This is a genomic window from Serratia sp. JSRIV002 (assembly GCF_019968725.1).
In the GTDB taxonomy this organism is placed as follows: Bacteria; Pseudomonadota; Gammaproteobacteria; order Enterobacterales; family Enterobacteriaceae; genus Chania; species Chania fonticola_B.
Window position 1 is genome coordinate 3,767,663 of record NZ_CP074143.1, and the last position, 17,197, is coordinate 3,784,859.

At 54.0% G+C, this 17,197-nt stretch carries 16 protein-coding genes and 1 tRNA gene; 4 read left to right on the plus strand and 13 right to left on the minus strand.

Going from position 1 to position 17,197, the window contains the following annotated elements; all coding sequences use genetic code 11:
- Window positions 1-2: 2 nt before the first annotated feature.
- Window positions 3-947 (plus strand): p-hydroxyphenylacetate 3-hydroxylase reductase component, encoded by a 945-nt coding sequence (locus KGP26_RS17730; RefSeq protein ID WP_223664347.1) that lies wholly within the window; start codon window positions 3-5, stop codon window positions 945-947.
- A gap of 72 nt (window positions 948-1,019) precedes the next feature.
- Here the strand turns inward: KGP26_RS17730 and KGP26_RS17735 are convergent, their stop codons facing one another.
- The 11 genes from KGP26_RS17735 to KGP26_RS17785 form a co-directional block, all read right to left on the minus strand.
- Window positions 1,020-2,222: a Bcr/CflA family multidrug efflux MFS transporter gene (locus tag KGP26_RS17735; RefSeq protein WP_223664349.1), complete on the minus strand. Its 1,203-nt coding sequence runs from the start codon at window positions 2,220-2,222 to the stop codon at window positions 1,020-1,022.
- A 259-nt stretch (window positions 2,223-2,481) separates the two neighbouring features.
- Window positions 2,482-3,342 (minus strand): aldo/keto reductase family oxidoreductase, encoded by an 861-nt coding sequence (locus KGP26_RS17740; protein WP_071680979.1) that lies wholly within the window; start codon window positions 3,340-3,342, stop codon window positions 2,482-2,484.
- Window positions 3,343-3,485: 143 nt separating this feature from the next.
- Window positions 3,486-3,788 (minus strand): helix-turn-helix domain-containing protein, encoded by a 303-nt coding sequence (locus KGP26_RS17745; RefSeq protein WP_021180280.1) that lies wholly within the window; start codon window positions 3,786-3,788, stop codon window positions 3,486-3,488.
- A gap of 3 nt (window positions 3,789-3,791) precedes the next feature.
- The gene (locus KGP26_RS17750) at window positions 3,792-4,145 is read right to left on the minus strand and encodes a type II toxin-antitoxin system RelE/ParE family toxin (protein ID WP_223664350.1); all 354 of its coding nucleotides are present in this window, start codon (window positions 4,143-4,145) and stop codon (window positions 3,792-3,794) included.
- 257 nt (window positions 4,146-4,402) lie between these two features.
- On the minus strand, window positions 4,403-5,590 hold the full coding sequence (locus tag KGP26_RS17755) for a sugar transporter (protein WP_223664351.1): 1,188 nt from the start codon (window positions 5,588-5,590) through the stop codon (window positions 4,403-4,405).
- A gap of 172 nt (window positions 5,591-5,762) precedes the next feature.
- The gene (locus KGP26_RS17760) at window positions 5,763-6,479 is read right to left on the minus strand and encodes an ABC transporter ATP-binding protein (protein WP_021805811.1); all 717 of its coding nucleotides are present in this window, start codon (window positions 6,477-6,479) and stop codon (window positions 5,763-5,765) included.
- Entirely contained in the window at window positions 6,476-7,351 is an 876-nt protein-coding gene (locus KGP26_RS17765; protein ID WP_024485157.1) for an ABC transporter ATP-binding protein, read from the minus strand. Before KGP26_RS17765 ends, KGP26_RS17760 begins: the two co-directional genes overlap by 4 nt.
- The gene (gene livM, locus KGP26_RS17770) at window positions 7,348-8,634 is read right to left on the minus strand and encodes a high-affinity branched-chain amino acid ABC transporter permease LivM (protein WP_223664352.1); all 1,287 of its coding nucleotides are present in this window, start codon (window positions 8,632-8,634) and stop codon (window positions 7,348-7,350) included. Before livM ends, KGP26_RS17765 begins: the two co-directional genes overlap by 4 nt.
- 8 nt (window positions 8,635-8,642) lie before the next feature.
- Window positions 8,643-9,557, minus strand: a complete 915-nt coding sequence (locus KGP26_RS17775; RefSeq protein WP_094982871.1) for a branched-chain amino acid ABC transporter permease LivH — start codon at window positions 9,555-9,557, stop codon at window positions 8,643-8,645.
- Between the two features lie 105 nt (window positions 9,558-9,662).
- Window positions 9,663-10,781, minus strand: coding sequence for a branched-chain amino acid ABC transporter substrate-binding protein (locus tag KGP26_RS17780; protein WP_024485159.1), 1,119 nt, complete (start codon window positions 10,779-10,781; stop codon window positions 9,663-9,665).
- Between the two features lie 433 nt (window positions 10,782-11,214).
- A complete protein-coding gene (locus KGP26_RS17785; RefSeq protein WP_021180266.1) occupies window positions 11,215-11,631 on the minus strand; it encodes a hypothetical protein in 417 nt (138 codons plus the stop codon).
- A 605-nt stretch (window positions 11,632-12,236) separates the two neighbouring features.
- On the opposite strand from KGP26_RS17785, the gene KGP26_RS17790 reads away from it, so the two are divergent.
- Window positions 12,237-12,312, plus strand: a tRNA-Asn gene (locus KGP26_RS17790).
- Between the two features lie 76 nt (window positions 12,313-12,388).
- On the opposite strand, the gene KGP26_RS17795 is transcribed toward KGP26_RS17790, so the two are convergent.
- Window positions 12,389-13,102: a GntR family transcriptional regulator gene (locus KGP26_RS17795; protein ID WP_021805816.1), complete on the minus strand. Its 714-nt coding sequence runs from the start codon at window positions 13,100-13,102 to the stop codon at window positions 12,389-12,391.
- Window positions 13,103-13,397: 295 nt separating this feature from the next.
- Here KGP26_RS17795 and KGP26_RS17800 point away from each other — a divergent pair, with 295 nt between their 5' ends.
- Together KGP26_RS17800 and KGP26_RS17805 are read left to right on the plus strand one after the other, a co-directional pair.
- On the plus strand, window positions 13,398-15,014 hold the full coding sequence (locus KGP26_RS17800; RefSeq protein WP_094981610.1) for an alpha-glucoside-specific PTS transporter subunit IIBC: 1,617 nt from the start codon (window positions 13,398-13,400) through the stop codon (window positions 15,012-15,014).
- Window positions 15,011-16,333 carry a 6-phospho-alpha-glucosidase gene (locus KGP26_RS17805; RefSeq protein WP_021805818.1) on the plus strand — a complete coding sequence of 441 codons (1,323 nt, stop codon included), beginning with the start codon at window positions 15,011-15,013 and terminating at the stop codon, window positions 16,331-16,333. The genes KGP26_RS17800 and KGP26_RS17805 overlap by 4 nt, the downstream gene beginning before the upstream one ends.
- Window positions 16,334-16,478: 145 nt before the next feature.
- On the opposite strand, the gene KGP26_RS17810 is transcribed toward KGP26_RS17805, so the two are convergent.
- A complete protein-coding gene (locus KGP26_RS17810; RefSeq protein ID WP_115158137.1) occupies window positions 16,479-17,156 on the minus strand; it encodes an SDR family oxidoreductase in 678 nt (225 codons plus the stop codon).
- Window positions 17,157-17,197 lie beyond the last annotated feature (41 nt).

Consider the following 17,197-nt stretch of genomic DNA (forward strand, 5'->3'; position numbering starts at 1 on the left):
TAATGACACATCACACAGAACCAGCCCTGGATCCCCGCGCATTTCGCCGTGCGCTGGGTAATTTCGCCACCGGCGTGACGGTAGTGACTGCAGCAACCGCAGATGGCACCCGCGTGGGAGTGACGGCCAACAGCTTTAACTCGGTATCACTGGATCCGCCGTTGGTCTTGTGGAGCATTGATAAACGCTCCGGCAGCTACGCGATCTTTGAGCAAGCCAGCCACTTCGCCATTAACGTGCTGGCCGCCGATCAGATGGATATTTCCAATCGTTTCGCCCGCCCCAGCGAGGATAAATTTGCCGGGATTAAGGTGGAGGTCGGCGCGGGTGACGTGCCTTTGCTTACCGACTGTGCCGCGCGCTTTCAATGTGAGAAATATCAGCAGGTTGACGGCGGTGACCATTGGATCCTGATTGGCAAAGTGGTCGCGTTTGACGACCTGGGCCGCGCACCGCTGGTATATCATCAGGGATCCTATTCCATGGTGCTGCCTTACCCGCAGGTAACGGAGCGCGTTGCACAGAATGCAGTAGGCAGCGCCAGGCAGGAACGCTTGAATAACAACGTCTTCTACTTGCTCACCCAGGCTCTGCGCAGCTATCAAAGTAGCTACCAGCCCAAGCAGCTCTCCACCGGGTTGCGGGCCAGCGAGGCCAGAATGCTGCTAGTGTTGGACAGCGACGCCTGCCTTGATAAGGCCTGCCTGCTGGCAGAAATGGCGATGCCAACCAGAGAGATCGAAGAGGCGCAGGAGGCGTTGTACCGTAAAGGCCTGGTGTCCAGCACCGAGAATGGCCATCACTTGACCGAGGCAGGCGAACGCCAGGCCAGCGTGCTGAGAGATATTGCCGCCAAACAGCAAGAACAGGTCCTGTCTGCCTTCACGGCAGACGAGGTGGGCATTTTGAAGAAGCTGTTGCGCGGTATTATTGCCAGTAGTCAGTGAGTTAAATCGGTAAACCTCATGCGCATTGTCGGCAACGGCAATGCGCATGAAAACCTCACCACCGCATCCTACCTATTCATGCAGCCGTGAACCTATTCGCGCTACAGACATCCTCTGCCCTACCCAACCTAGTGCCGCACAGACGGCCATCACCAACGTCATGGCAAACGGCGTGTCATCCTGCAACCAGGAAACGGCCAGGCTTGCCAACGCCCCCATACCAAACTGCAACGAGATCGCCAGGGCACTAGCACTCCCAGCCTGTTGGCCACGCTGTTGCAACAATAGCGACAGGCTGTTGGTGCCGATAGCATTCACCAGCGACATAAACAGCACTACCAGGATCACCAGGATGGACAGGCTCTGCTGATGGAACACCAGTAGCAACAGCCCAAACACCACCTGGGCGCTGCTTTGTATCATCAACAGGCGCGGCAGGCTGTAGACCTTCAGCATCCGCACGTTCAGCAGCAGTACGGCGATCATGCCAATGACGTTGCAGCCAAACAGCAGCCCGTAATACTCAGCGGGCACCTGAAAGTAGCTGATGTAGACAAAGGGAGAACCGCTGATAAAGGCAAACATGCCCGCGAAGGAAAACGCCAGGGTAGCAATAATGCCCATCGCTTCCCTGTCCCGAACCAACAGGCAATAGTTATGAAACGCTTTCAGGATGCTGCCTGACTGCCCTGGCGGGGTCTTTAACGTCTCCGGCAGTATCAAAAATACCAATAACCCACTGATACAACCCACCACCGCCAACAGCATGAAGATGGCTTGCCAGTCGAAGATAGTCAGCAAAGCACCGCCTAACAACGGGGCCAGCAGCGGTGCAATCATGGTAACCAGCGTCATCAGCGATAACACTCGGGGCAGCTCATCCGAGGCATAAACATCCCTGGCAATGGCGCGCGCCATCACTACAGCGGCCCCGCTACCAAATGCCTGTAACGCCCGCAGTACCACCAGTTGCTCAACCTGAGTGACCTGCGTACAGAGCACGCTGGCAATCACAAACAGCAGCATGCCGCTCAGCAACAGCTTTCGCCTGCCTAGCCGATCGCTAAGTGGCCCGTACAGCAACATGCCGATGCAAAAACCGGCAAAGAATGCCCCCAATGAATGCTGCATCTGCCCCTGTGTGGCATGCAGTTGTTGCCCCATCGCAGGTAACGCAGGTAGATACATATCAATCGACAGTGGGCCAAAAGCCACCAGCGATCCCAGTAGCGGGATCAACCAACGTGGCGGCCGGTTAGTAAAGGCAGGTGGCATAGCGGCTCCTTTATCATCAATAACGCCTCAGCGGTTGTGGGCGTGAGTCTTGGTGATTATTCGTTAACATATTAACAATCATCTTATAAAATGGACACATTTAAGACAACATTTGTCTCTTTCCTGACGAGAAGGGATTTTATTAATACATTAAAGAAAACAGGGCTGGCGTTGAAACGCAGAGGGCTGAGAATGCTGGGAGGATGTATTTTTAGCGGGAACCCAGGGCTCCCGCAGAGGTTATGGTTGCCGGGTTGCCTTAGATCGCATTCAACTTCGCAATAGCTTCGCCCGGCAGTTTGAGTTGGGCTGCGGCAAGGTTCTCTTTCAGATGTGCCAAGGAGGATGTCCCTGGGATCAGCAGAATGTTGGGTGAACGCTGCAGCAACCAGGCTAGTGCCACTTGCATAGGCGAGGCTCCCACCTGCTGCGCAACTTCCGACAACGTCGTTGACTGCAACGGCGTGAATCCACCCAGCGGGAAGAACGGCACATAGGCAATGCCCTTGCCAGCCAGTTCGTCGATCAGTGCGTCGTCATCCCGATGTACCAGGTTGTAATTATTCTGTACGCAGACAATCTCACAAATCTTCTGCCCTTGCGCAACCTGAGCCGAGGTGACATTGCTCAGCCCGATATGGCGGACCAGCCCCTGCTGCTGTAGCTCGGCTAACACGGAGAGTGGCTCTTCAAGCGACCCCTCTGCCGGACCATGTGCATCAAACATGCAGCGCAGATTGACCACATCAAGCACATCCAACCCCAGATTACGCAGGTTGTCATGCACGGCCTGGGTCAACTCCGCCGGAGAAAATGCAGGCAACCATGCGCCTTGCTCATCCCTGCGCGCGCCGATCTTGGTGACAATGACCAGATCGTCGGCATAAGGATGCAGTGCCTGGCGAATAATTTGATTGGTGTAATGCGGGCCATAAAAATCGCTGGTATCGATATGGTTGACCCCGTTGGCAACCACTTCACGCAGAACTGCGATGGCCGTTTCAGGATCCTTCGGTGGGCCAAAAACACCTGGACCGGCGAGCTGCATGGCGCCATAGCCGAGCCGCTTGACGGTATGCGTGCCGAGCGCAAAGGTACCTGACAGATGAGTGCTGGACATAATCAAACTCCTAATAAGATGGCGCAAAGTTCAGACGCTGCTATTACCGACGATAGGCAAACAATATATACCCGTCGCCTGGCAAGCTACAGCGTTCAAACCGATGCACAACTGATTTAGGGTTGAATCATCGAGCCAGTTGATTAAATAACAAACCCATAGTGCGAACCATCTGGCAGCTCGATATCCAGACGCAGCTTGCCCCCTGCGGCCTCGATATAGCGTTTGAGCGAGGAGAGCTTCAGATCGCGGCCTGGTTTTTCCATGCCCGCCACGGTGGGTTGTTTGATGCCAAGTGCCTGCGCCATTTCAACCTGGGTTTTCTGCACCCGCTCACGTAGCTCGGCCAGGTGAATATTGAGCAGCGTATCCGCCGCAATGCGCTCAGCGCTGGCCACTACCTCGGGTTTTTCTTCCGCCAGGATTTGTTCGAGTGTTCTGCCCATGGCCTACTCCTTGTTCTCTGCTGTATTCAGAAATTGGGTAAATTCCCGATCGGCAATCGGGATCATCACCTCATAAAAACGCTTCTCATTACCGACCTTGCTACCAGCACAAAGCAAAATACCGCGACGGCGTGGATCAAAGGCAAAGAATGCCCGTATCGGTATGCCTCGGCTTTGCACGCGCAGTTCCTTCATGTTGCTGTAGCGCGATCCCTTTACCGTGTCGGCATAGGGTCTGGGCAACTGAGGACCTTTTTCACGTAGTACAATGAGTGACGCCAGCACAGAAGCTCTGTCAGTGTCATCCAACCGGCTGAACCACTCGTCAAACGTATCCGTTGTTTTAATCTTCCACACAGGTGCTCCTTGGCAATATAGGTCAAAAACTATATAGGTGTAAACCTATAAATTGCATTATGTCGGAGCTTGGAACGCGAGGCATTGGCCACAATGGTGAAGCTGGAAGCCGATCCCGGCATTTCGATGAAGGTGAAGCATGCTCGTTGATATTTTGCGTATCTGCTAGCAAAACATGGCGGCAAGATGGGAGGTAAAGAGAGGATAGGTCTTAGGGGGCCCTTGATTACCGGGCCCGGCAATCAAGGGAGCGTTGATTAAGCCCGATGGTGCTGCAAGCGTTCGTTACGATAGAAACTCAAGATACACCAGCCGAGGGCGATCAGGGCCAACGGCGCGCCGACGAAGCCAATGTTTGGCATTCCCAGATGCAGGCTGACCTGGTTGCCCAGCAACGCCCCGCCGCCGATCCCAAAGTTATACAAGCCGGAGAAGATCGCCATCGAGACATCGGTCGCATCCGGTGCCAGACTGAGCACCTTCGCCTGCATCGAAAGACCAATCGCCATGATGGCCATGCCCCAGACCACACACAGTAACGTCAAGGTCGTTTCATTACCGGAGGCGGGCAACAGCAATAACAGGCTGAGGGCCAGCAGACCAATTGCACCCATAAAGAAACCCGACGGGAAACGTTCGCTGTAGCGGCTGAATAGCAGGCTGCCGACAATGCCCGCAGCACCAAACAGTAACAGCATCAAGGTGGTAAAGTTGGCGGATAACTCGGCCACGGTCTGGATAAAGGGCTCGATGTAGCTGTAGGCAGTAAAGTGCGCCGTCACCACAATGATGGTCAACATATACAGGCTGACCAGCTCCGGGCGTTTGAACAACAGGGGAACGCTGGCCAGTGAACCGGAATGCTCGCTTTTCAGCACCGGCAGCAAGCGCCACAGCATCACCAACGCCAGGGTGGCGCACACGGCAATGCCAATAAACGTCATACGCCAACCGAGTAGCTGCCCCACCACTCGCCCTAACGGTAAACCCAACACCATCGCCAGCGCGGTTCCCCCCGCCAGCATACTCAACGCCTGTGCCTTTTTGCCTGCTGGGGCGACACGAATGGCCAATGACGCGGTGATCGACCAGAACACCGAATGCGCCAACGCCACACCGGCACGCGAGATCACCAGGATGGTAAAGTTCCACGCCACCGCGGTGAGCACATGGCTGGCAATAAACAGGATAAATACCCCGATCAGCAGCTTACGCCGCTCAATCTTGCTGGTCAGCAACATACAGACCAGCGACATAGTGGCAACGATCCAGGCATAAATCGTGATGATCAGCCCCACCTGCTCGGTTTGCATCCCAAAGCTTTGGGCAATATCACTCAATAACCCGACGGGGATAAATTCGGTGGTATTAAAGATAAATGCCGAAATGGCCAAGACGACCACGCGCATCCAGGCGGTCGAGCGGGAAGTGCTGATTTCATCCATTGTAGGTGTTCCGGAACAGGGGCTGGCAGTGGCGCCATTTTAACTAACCCGTAACCAAAATGCGACCTAGATCACGTTTTTGTGGCGCTGTTTTTTTCAACAGTAGGAGCGCCATTTGTGACGCCCCTACGATCGAGGATGTTCAATGCGCCCCTCATCGGGGCGGTTACCTTTATGCGCCTCCCAGATAAGCCTTCCTCACCTCCTGATTGCTCAGCAGTTCGGCACCGCTGCCGCTCAGGCGGATTTGCCCATTGACCATCACATAACCCCGATCGGACAGCTTCAGCGCATGGTTGGCGTTTTGCTCCACCAGGAAAATTGTCATGCCGCCGTTGGCCAGTTCGCGCAGAATGCTGAAGATCTGTTTGACGATGATCGGTGCCAGCCCCAGACTCGGCTCATCCAGCAACAGCAACTTTGGCCGGCTCATCAGCGCACGGGCTATCGCCAACATTTGCTGCTCACCGCCGGACATGGTCATCGCCCGCTGGTTACGCCGCTCTTTCAGGCGCGGAAACAGCTCATACATACGTTGCATATCTTCAGCGGCATAGCGGTTACCAAGGGTGATGGTGCCCATCAGCAGATTTTCTTCCACGCTCATGTCAGGGAAAATCCGCCGCCCTTCCGGAGCCTGGGCAATGCCGCTACTGGCCACAAAATGCGTCGACCGCTGGCTGATATCCGTCCCCTGAAACAGGATCTGTCCACCGCTGATGCGAGGTTGGCCAAAGATTGACATCAGCAAGGTGGATTTCCCCGCCCCGTTGGCCCCGATCAACGCTACGGTTTCCCCTTGCCTGACTTGCAGTGACACCTGTTGCAGCGCCTGGATCGGGCCGTAATGAACATCTACCTCGCGAAATTCCAGCATCACCTCGCTCATCCCGCCAGCTCCTCTTCGTCTGCGCCCAGATAGGCGGCGATCACGCTGTCATTGTGTTGGATCTCCTGCGGCGTCCCCTCGGCGATCACATTGCCGTGATCCAGTACGATCACCCGGTCGGAAATCTCCATCACCATGCCCATATCATGTTCGATCAGCAGCACCGTAATATCATGATGCTGGCGCAAAAAGCGGATGATCCGGCTCAGGGTGGCGGTTTCCACCGGGTTCAACCCGGCGGCGGGTTCGTCCAGGCAGATCATTTCCGGGGTGGTGCACATCGCGCGGGCGATCTCCAGCCGCCGCTGCTGGCCGTAGGACATCTCCCCCGCCAGCCGGTTGGCACAGTCCACCAACTCGACCACCTCCAGCCAGTAAAATGCTCGGTCCAGTGCTTCATTTTCTGCCCGGCGATAGGCAGGCGTATTGAGCACGCCAGCAATCAGGTTGCGGTTACTCAAACGGTGTTGCGCCACCAACAGGTTCTCCACCACCGACATCTCACGGAACAGGCGGATATTCTGGAAGGTGCGGGCCAATCCGGCACGGTTCACCAGATGTGTGCCACCAAACATTTTGTAGTACAGGCGCGACCCCAGCTGCGCGGGGTTAATCCAATCCCCTGCACGGAATTTCTGCCCGAGGATACGGATCACATCAATGGGACGTTTGTGAGTATTGAGCAGGATCGCCCCGCCACTGGCGCGATAAAAACCCGTCAGGCAGTTGAACACCGTGGTTTTCCCCGCGCCGTTCGGGCCGATCAACGCGGTGATCGACCCACGCTCCACTTCGAGATTTACATCGTTCAGCGCTTTGATGCCGCCGAAGTGCATCATCAAATGTTCAACGCGCAAAATGGCATCGCTCATGGTGCTACCCCCTTGCGTGGCGTAAAGCTGCTACGGCTGATACGCACCAGGCCGCGTGGCCGCCAGATCATCATCAACACCATCAGTACGCCAAACAGCAACACTCGATATTCGGCAAAGCTGCGCAGCAGTTCCGGGGCCACCGTCAGCACAAAGGCAGCCAGCACGACGCCGAAAGTCGATCCCATTCCCCCCAGCACCACGATCGCCAGGATCAGCGCCGATTCAAAGAAGGTAAACGACGTTGGATTGACGAACCCTTGATAGGTAGCAAAGAACACCCCGGCGATACCCGCGGTGGAAGCTCCCATCATAAACGCCGAGAGTTTGACCAGCACATGATTAAGCCCGAGCGAACGGCAAGCAATTTCATCTTCACGCAGTGCCTCCCACGCTCGCCCTATTGGCATATGCGTCAGGCGGTGTTTGACAAACAGCACCAGCAACACCACCAGACACAATACGGCGTAGATAAAGATAAACTTCAGGTTGGGGTTGTAGGTAATACCAAGAAACTCGTGGATCGGTACTCCCCCTTCCTTGGCCCGACGGCCAAATTCCAGGCCGAACAGGGTCGGAGCAGGAACCGAAACGCCGTTTGGCCCGCCGGTCAACGACACCCAGTTATTCAGCACCAGGCGGATGATCTCACCAAAGCCTAGCGTCACAATCGCCAGATAGTCACCGTGCATACGCAGCACTGGGAATCCCAGCAAGGCCCCGGCCAGCGCCGCCATCAACGCCCCCAGCGGCAACATCGCCCAAAAGCCCAGACCAAGATACTGATAGCCCAGTGCCAGGCCGTAGGCACCAATGGCATAAAACGCCACGTAACCCAGGTCGAGCAGCCCGGCCAGCCCCACCACAATGTTCAATCCTAGCCCTAACAACACATAAATCAGGCCGAGGATCGCCACGGTCAGCAGGTATTTGGTCGCCATAAACGGGAACAGCAATGCCAACACCACCAGTAACGGCAGGATCCAACGCAGGCTCGTTCTGGCTCCGACTGGCCGAACATAAACACCGTCATTGCCCCCTTCAAAACGCGCCGACACCCTGCGCCCCAACGGCGTTTGCAAAAACAGGCTGAGTAACAGCCGCCCCGCCATCACTACCGAGATAATCACCACCAGGCGGTGTGGCTCAAAGTTGAAACTGTAGCCGTCCAGCACAATACCGACGATCGGGCCAAACACAATCAGCGCGATCAGGCCCGCGAGAACGGCATCCAACAGGCTGCGTTTAATACTCAGCCCTTGATGAACTGTGGATTGAGACATAGTTTCCCTCACACCTTAGCGACCATTGGCCGCCCCAGCAGGCCCTGAGGGCGGAAAATCAGGATCACCACCAGCAGACCGAATGAAAACACATCCTTGTAATCCGAGTTCACCATGCCGGCGAACTGGGCCTCTGCCACCCCAAGCAGCAAGCCTCCGAGCATCGCGCCGGGCAATGAGCCAATGCCCCCCAGCACCGCTGCGGTGAAGGCTTTGACGCCGATAATAAAGCCCACGTAAAAATCGAAGGTGCCGTAGTTCATGGTGACCAGCACCCCGGCCAGCCCGGCCATCGCTGCGCCAATCACAAACACCAGCGAGATCACCCGATCGGTATTGATGCCGAGTATCGATGCCATCTTGCGATCCTGTTGGGTAGCCCGGCAGATACGCCCCAGGCGCGTGCGTTGGATAACGTAGGTAAGCACCGCCATACCCAATAGTGCCGCTATCAGAATAAATACCTTGGTGTAGGTAATCTGGATCACACCGCCATCAAAATTGAGCCGAAAAACACCGTCCAGCAGCGTGGGGATACCCTGCTGGCGCGGCCCCTGACTAATTTGCGCGTAGTTCTGCAAAATCAGCGACATACCAATGGCAGAAATCAGCGGAGCCAGACGCGTGGAGTTACGCAGCGGTTTATAAGCAATACGCTCAATCACCCAGCCATAAACGCCGGTAACCACGATGGTGAAAACCAGGGTGCCCAGGATCAACAGCGGGAAAGAGTGCAGACCAAAGAAAGAGAGCAGCGCCAGGCCAATCGCACACAGATAGGCAGAAATCATATACACCTCGCCGTGGGCGAAGTTGATCATGCCAATAATGCCGTACACCATGGTGTAGCCGATGGCGATCAAGCCATACACTGCGCCAAGGGTCAGGCCGTTAATCAGCTGTTGCAGGAAGAATACGTCCATAATAAGCAATCTCACCTGATGGGCGGGCCGCAAGTTCAGCACCACGCGGCCCAAAGGAGGTTAAGGAACGGATCCGCCGCAGGCTCGGATCCGTTGATCTTTACATCAGAGCTGGTGATATTTGCCTTTGTCATCCCATTGGTAGACCACGTAGTCTGATACCTTCAGGTCACCTTTTTTATCCCAGGCTTTTTTCCCCATCACGGTATCCACATCGTGAGATTTCAGCCACTCGCTGGCTTTGGCACTGTCTTTACCGCCGGTGGCATTGAACGCTGCAGCGATGGCCTGGATCGAGGCGTAGGAGTACAGCGTGTAACCTTCTGGCTCAAACCCACTCTCGCGGAACTTGGCAATCACCGCCTTCCCTTCTGGGATCTGACGCGGATCGTTACCGAAGGTCATCAGCACGCCAGTGGTGTACTGTGGCCCACCGGCCGCCGTTACCAGCTCCTCGGTAACAATACAGTCGCCGGAGAAGAATTTGGCTTTTACCCCTTGCTCACGCATTTGGCGCACCAGCGGACCTGCTTCTGGGTGGCAGCCGCCGAAGTACACCACGTCTGGATTAACCGAAGCGATTTTGGTCACCAGGGCGTTAAAGTCTTTCTCACCGCGCGACAGCCCTTCATACATCACTTCCTTCACGCCACGTTTGTTCATTTCTGCCTTGGCGGCATCTGCCAACCCCTGGCCATAGGTGTCCTTATCATGGATGACGGCAATCTTCTTCGCCTTCAGGGTATCCAGCATGTAATTGGTGGCGATAACCCCTTGCTGATCGTCGCGGCCACACATGCGGAACATGTTATTCATGCCACGTTCGGTGATTTGCGGGTTAGTGGAACCGGGTGTGATAGCAATGATCCCAGCCTCGTCATAGACCTCCGAAGCGGGCATGGTGGAAGACGAGCAGAAGTGCCCAACTACCGCAGCGACGTGATCCTGATCGACCAACCGGTTAGCTACCGAGACTGCCTGCTTAGGTTCACAAGCATCATCGCCTTGCACCAGCTTGATTTTTTCCCCTTTAATTCCCCCGGCCGCATTGATGTCTGCGGCAGCCTGCGAGGCCCCACGCCAGTATTGATCCCCATAGGTGGCATTTGGGCCGGAGAATGGCCCGGCAACGCCAATCACGATATCGGCATGTGCAGAAAAAGCCGTACTAAAACAACCAATAAGCAGAGCAGCAAGCGGGGTTTTTAGCAATCTCAATGACATTTTGCATTCCTCAGCACTGTTTTAGCGAAAGACCGTAGACCCGGCAGATTGCAGATTGCGGCCAATAACGGCGGCAGTTGCAGGACGACGGGTAAATGACGTGGAGCAGTCACTTTATGTGTAGTCGGGGAAAATAATTTGCGCGAGAGCGCAACCGATTTACCCGCGTTTATCCAAGCAAAAATCTAGCCATTGTGACGGCGCATACAAAAATAGAGCCGATTTGCTGGCGCTCTCAGCCGTAAAAATGAGGAGGCTCACTGGTTTTAGCGGGCAACGAGCGATAGAAAAGAACGCGGAGAATTTGCTGGCGCACCTTGCTGGTGCAACTGGAATGCATTTTGGATGAGCAGAAAACAAAAACGCTCCCTAAGAGAGCGTTTCTGGTACAACACCATGTATTCCCGGAACATCTGAATACGGGGTATGCGCGTTAGGCGCCAGTCACACGCTCGATCAAGGCATTGGTCAGGTCGGTGCTGATACGGTTACAGGTTTTGGCAATGCGGAACTGATAGGCAGCATCCATGATTTGATGGATTTCGGTGCTGACGTTGTCACGAATGCGCATGTAAAGCTTGGCCTGCGCCACGATATCGTTCAATTCCACGCTGCGGGTTTGATACAACCGCGGGCTAACCTGTTGCAGAGCATTCAGCTCTTTCATGCAGGGATACATGATGTCATCGGTACCCACAGAAGCCATCGGCTGAGCTGGCTGCGTAACAGTAGCGCTCGGCGTGACTGGGGCTGGCGCTGGGACACCGGCGGCGGTGGCAGGTTTGTTCTTCGCAGTCTGACACCCTGCCAGCAACACACACAATGCAGCTATGGCGATTGTTTTTTTCATTACTAAAAAACTCCGGGAAACAAAGGAACGGCGTGGTTTACCGCTATAAAAATGGCTTGGCGTAGCATAGAGTAATAAAGCAAGCATTGACAAGATCTGCGAGGGCCTCATTACTGCTATCAGCATAGAATGCCCGCCAGAGTAACATAGAAAAATCTTAAAAAAAATCACTTATCGCCAATTAGAACGACTTACCATTTTGATTTAAATCAACTTTTCTGGAAAAACCAAGCATCTGGCAGATGAAAAATAAAAAAACAATCTCGATCACAGTTTGGTAAAAGATAAGCAGATATTTTGGGTTTTCGCTAATGGCCCATTCAGATGGCATCAAGACCCTTCCTGATTAATTTATATTCGGTGAGTAGTGTTTTTGTGGGATCGCTTTATGACGGTGCTACTTAGCATTCTGTCATGCTCGTTAAGCTGCATGTTGAACGCGCTGATCTTTTCCTCATGGTTCCGCATTTTACGCGTTGTTAACCAAAGCAAAGTGCCGAAAAACGAGCCAATATGCTCAATCTGGCAGCAAACGCACTTTTCCCTCACTTTAGTGCTTTGACAAACCCAATACGCCTCGCTATTATTCGCCTCGTTCACACGATTCCTCTGTAGTTCAGTCGGTAGAACGGCGGACTGTTAATCCGTATGTCACTGGTTCGAGTCCAGTCAGAGGAGCCATATTTAGAGAAGCCCGCTTAGGAAACTAAGCGGGCTTTTTGCTTTTCAACGGTGTCTCAGCAGTTCGCCCTATTGCCTATACTTTCACATGCTCCCGCCGTAAATGGTAATCCACCTGATACTCGCTGGCATTTCTGAACATCACCGAGTAATTCACGAAATCGCCGCTGTCGCTGTATGACAGCGAGGTGATGCGCAAAATAGGTGTCTGTTCATCGACATTCAGCAGCTTCGCCATCTTTTTATCGGCCAGCACAGGCGTGAGGCTCTCATAATTGCCGCGCACGATGATGTGGCATTCATCTTCGATATAGCTGAATTTTGACCCCTCCAGGTGGGCAACGGACAAATTGCGATAGAGCTTCGCTGGCATATAGCTGTCTTCTACCATCAGTGGCTTGCCGTCGACCGAACGAACCCGGCGCGAGTAGTAGATCCGTTCATCAATCTTGATGCGCAGCTGGCTGGCGATAGCGGGTGGCGCGGGCATAATAGTAAACTCCAGCACGTCGCTTACCACCTCCTTACCCTGATTGCGCATTACCTCGATAAATCCGGTCAGGTTGGTGGTTTCATGATGCACATCTTTCTTCGCGACATACGTGCCGCTACCGTGGCGGCGCTCCACCAATCCCCACCCCACTAGCAAATCTATCGCTTTGCGAATAGTCATGCGGGAGACGCCAAACTCTTCTGCCAGGCGAACCTCCGCAGGCAATGGGCTGCCAATATGATAATCGGCGGAATTGAGCCGAATGCGTAGTCTGTCGGCTATGGATTTGTAGATCACTGATAGACCTCTCTGGAGTTCCGCGCTGCGCTTAAATAATCCACACCCTATAAATTAATAGGCTGTTTTTATTGAAGTTGCAAACAACCTCATCAAGTGAAAATTCCAAGCGAAATCGTCGTGTACAGTTTTATGACGAAAAGTAGACAACTTGGTGCAAACAAAAACCATGATTGCGATCACGAATCGGTGCGACGGACAAAGATAACCCCTCACGTACTCCCTACTCTGCTTCTCAGACCCGCGTTAAAGAATAAGGTCACTTCCCCTACAGGTTGTTACATGAGGATTTAACATGCTCAGTCAAATACAACGTTTTGGTGGCGCAATGTTTACCCCGGTCCTGCTATTCCCGTTTGCCGGGATTGTGGTCGGTATCGCCATTATGCTGCGTAACCCGATGTTTGTCGGCGAAGCGCTCACTGCACCCGATAACTTATTTGCGCAAATCGTCCACATTATTGAAGAAGGCGGCTGGACGGTATTTCGTAATATGCCACTGATTTTTGCCGTGGGTTTACCTATTGGCCTGGCAAAACAGGCTCAGGGCCGCGCCTGCCTGGCTGTGCTAGTCAGTTTCATGACCTGGAACTACTTCATTAACGCAATGGGAATGACCTGGGGCCAGTACTTTGGCGTTGATTTTAACGTCGACCCGGTGGCGGGAACCGGGCTCACGATGATTGCCGGCATCAAAACGCTCGATACCAGTATTATCGGTGCGATTGTGATTTCCGGATTGGTCACCGCTATCCATAACCGCTATTTCGATAAACAACTTCCCGTTTTCCTCGGTATTTTCCAAGGCAGCTCATTCGTGGTCATTGTTGCCTTCTTCGTCATGATCCCTTGCGCGTGGCTAACCCTGTTCGGCTGGCCAAAAGTACAGATGGGGATTGAATCACTGCAGGAATTCCTGCGCAGCGCTGGCTCGCTCGGCGTGTGGGTTTACACCTTCCTTGAGCGCATCCTGATCCCGACAGGGCTTCATCACTTCATCTACGGCCCATTTGTCTATGGTCCGGCAGTCGTGGAAGGAGGCATTCAGGTTTATTGGGCGCAGCATTTGCAGGAGTTCAGTCAGAGTACGCTGCCGCTGAAAACGCTGTTCCCAGAAGGCGGCTTTGCGCTGCACGGTAACTCGAAGGTGTTTGGCTGTCTGGGGATTGCGCTGGCTCTCTACGCCACCACGGCACCTGAAAATCGAGTGAAGGTGGCAGGCCTGCTGATCCCCGCCACGTTAACGGCGATGCTGGTCGGCATTACCGAACCACTGGAATTTACCTTCCTGTTTATCTCGCCGGTACTGTTTGTCGTTCACGCATTTCTGGCCGCTACCATGGCAACGGTCATGTATATGTGCGGCGTGGTGGGCAACATGGGCGGCGGTCTGCTTGACCAGTTCCTGCCGCAAAACTGGATCCCGATGTTCCACAACCATGCGTCAATGATGTTCATCCAGATTGGCATCGGCCTCGTCTTCACTGGCCTCTACTTCGTGGTGTTCCGCTTGCTGATCCTGCGCTTCAACCTGAAAACGCCGGGCCGGGAAGAGGCCGAAATCAAGCTCTACAGCAAGGCGGATTATCAAGCATCCCGCCAGCAAACTACGGCAGCGAAAGAAACCAAACAAGGCCAGGCTGTCGGTTTTCTCGAAGCTCTTGGCGGAGCAAGCAACATCCTGAGCGTTAACAACTGTGCGACCCGCCTGCGTATTACCCTGGTGGATATGTCGCTGACGCAAAGCGACGACATTTTTAAAGCGCTGGGCGCCCACGGTGTGGTGCGACGCGGCAACGCTATACAGGTGATTGTGGGGCTGAACGTCCCGCAGGTCCGTGACAAGATCGAAAACCTGATGAAAGACGCTTCTTCGAGCGAACTTAAATCCATGACGGAGGCAGTATCATGAATAAATTCTCTGTAGTTGTAGCTGGCGGTGGTAGCACCTTCACTCCAGGTATCGTACTGATGTTACTGGCAAACCAGCACCGTTTCCCGCTGCGCGCCTTGAAATTCTATGATAACGATGGTGCGCGCCAGGAAACCATTGCCGAGGCGTGCAAAATCATCCTGAAAGAACAGGCACCAGACATTGAATTCAGCTACACCACGGACCCCAAAGAGGCATTTACCGATGTGGATTTCGTGATGGCACACATCCGCGTGGGCAAATACCCGATGCGTGAAAAAGACGAAAAAATCCCTCTGCGCCACGGCGTGCTTGGCCAGGAAACCTGCGGTCCAGGTGGAATTGCTTACGGCATGCGCTCCATCGGTGGCGTGCTGGAAATTGCCGACTACATGGAACAATACTCGCCAAACGCCTGGATGCTGAACTATTCCAACCCGGCGGCGATTGTGGCAGAAGCAACCCGTCGTCTGCGCCCTACGGCGAAAATCCTCAATATCTGCGATATGCCCATCGGCATTGAAAGCCGTATGGCGCAAATTGCTGGCCTGAAAGACCGCAAAGAGATGCGCGTGCGTTACTACGGGCTGAACCACTTCGGCTGGTGGACGTCTATTGAGGATCTACAGGGCAACGACTTGATGCCTAAAATCCGTGAATACGTGGCTAAATTTGGCTACGTTCCGCCATCAGATGAACATGGTACGGAGGCTAGCTGGAATGACACCTTCGCCAAAGCGAAAGATGTCTGGGCGTTGGATCCAGAAACCTTCCCCAATACTTACCTGAAATACTATCTGTTCCCAGACTACGTAGTAGAGCATTCCAACCCAGAGCGTACCCGCGCTAACGAGGTCATGGATCACCGCGAGAAGCACGTTTTCGGCTCCTGCAATGCCATTATCCAGGCGGGTAAATCCTCGGCAGGCGAGTTGGAAATCGATGAGCATGCCTCCTACATCGTCGATCTGGCAACCGCCATCGCCTTCAACACCCAGGAGCGCATGCTGTTGATTGTGCCAAACAACGGCGCTATCAATAACTTCGATCCGGAAGCCATGGTCGAGATCCCCTGTTTGGTTGGCAAAAGTGGCCCGCAACCGCTGGTGGTTGGCAATATCCCGCAATTCCAGAAAGGGCTGATGAGCCAGCAGGTAGCGGTAGAAAAACTGGTGGTCGATGCCTGGGAACAGCGTTCTTATCAGAAACTGTGGCAAGCCATTACGCTATCCAAAACCGTGCCGAGCGCATCGGTTGCCAAAGCAATACTTGATGACTTGATTGAGGCGAACAAGGACTACTGGCCTGAGTTGAAGTAAGTAAGGATAGCGTTGCCAACGAGAACCACTTTCCCCTCCCCAAAGGGGGGATAGTTGGATTTCATTGCTCATGGTGATGTATTAAGTCATAGAAGCCCGGATGGTCCGGGCTTCCCATAAAGCAAAATCTGCAGCACAAAGCGTTTTACCAACGTAACACGTTGCCTGCATAGTCAATAAAGTGGTGCCCTCCTTTGCCGCGCCAGGCCAGAACCTGGCTCACAATCCCAGAGCAGCTTTGTTCGACAGTCAGCGTGGCATTGGTTCCGCCCATATCCGTTTGTACCCAGCCCGGATGCACCGACAGCAAAGTCACCTCCTGCAGGGCAGCGGTATCACGCAATCCGCGCGTTAACATATTCAGAGCAGCCTTGCTGGCGGCGTACAGCGGATAGGTCGCCGCTTCGTTCTCATTTAGACTGCCCAACTCCGATGTCATCAACGCCATCACGCCGGTTTGCGGTTTCACCAGCGGTATTAACGCTGCCGCACAGCGAACCGGGGAAAAGGTATTGGTCATAAACAGTTCAACGATCTCATCATCATTCGCCTGGGTAACGTCCTGATGGGCTGGCCCGTAAACACCTGCGTTGATAAAGATAAGATCGAATTGTTGTGACAACAGCCGTTCTTTCAGGGCAATCCTTTCATCATGATGATTGATATCTAATTTCAGCCATTGCGTGTCAGCCGGGCTATCGGCAGGCACCGCGCCGCGACAGGTTGCAACTACCTGCCAGCCCTGCATGGATAGCTGCCTGACAATGCCTAAACCTATTCCGCGTGATGCACCGATGATCAGTGCCGAGAATGGAGATGTCATGATTTTCTTCCTTATGTCGATAGCCGTCGGCTTACCACCCT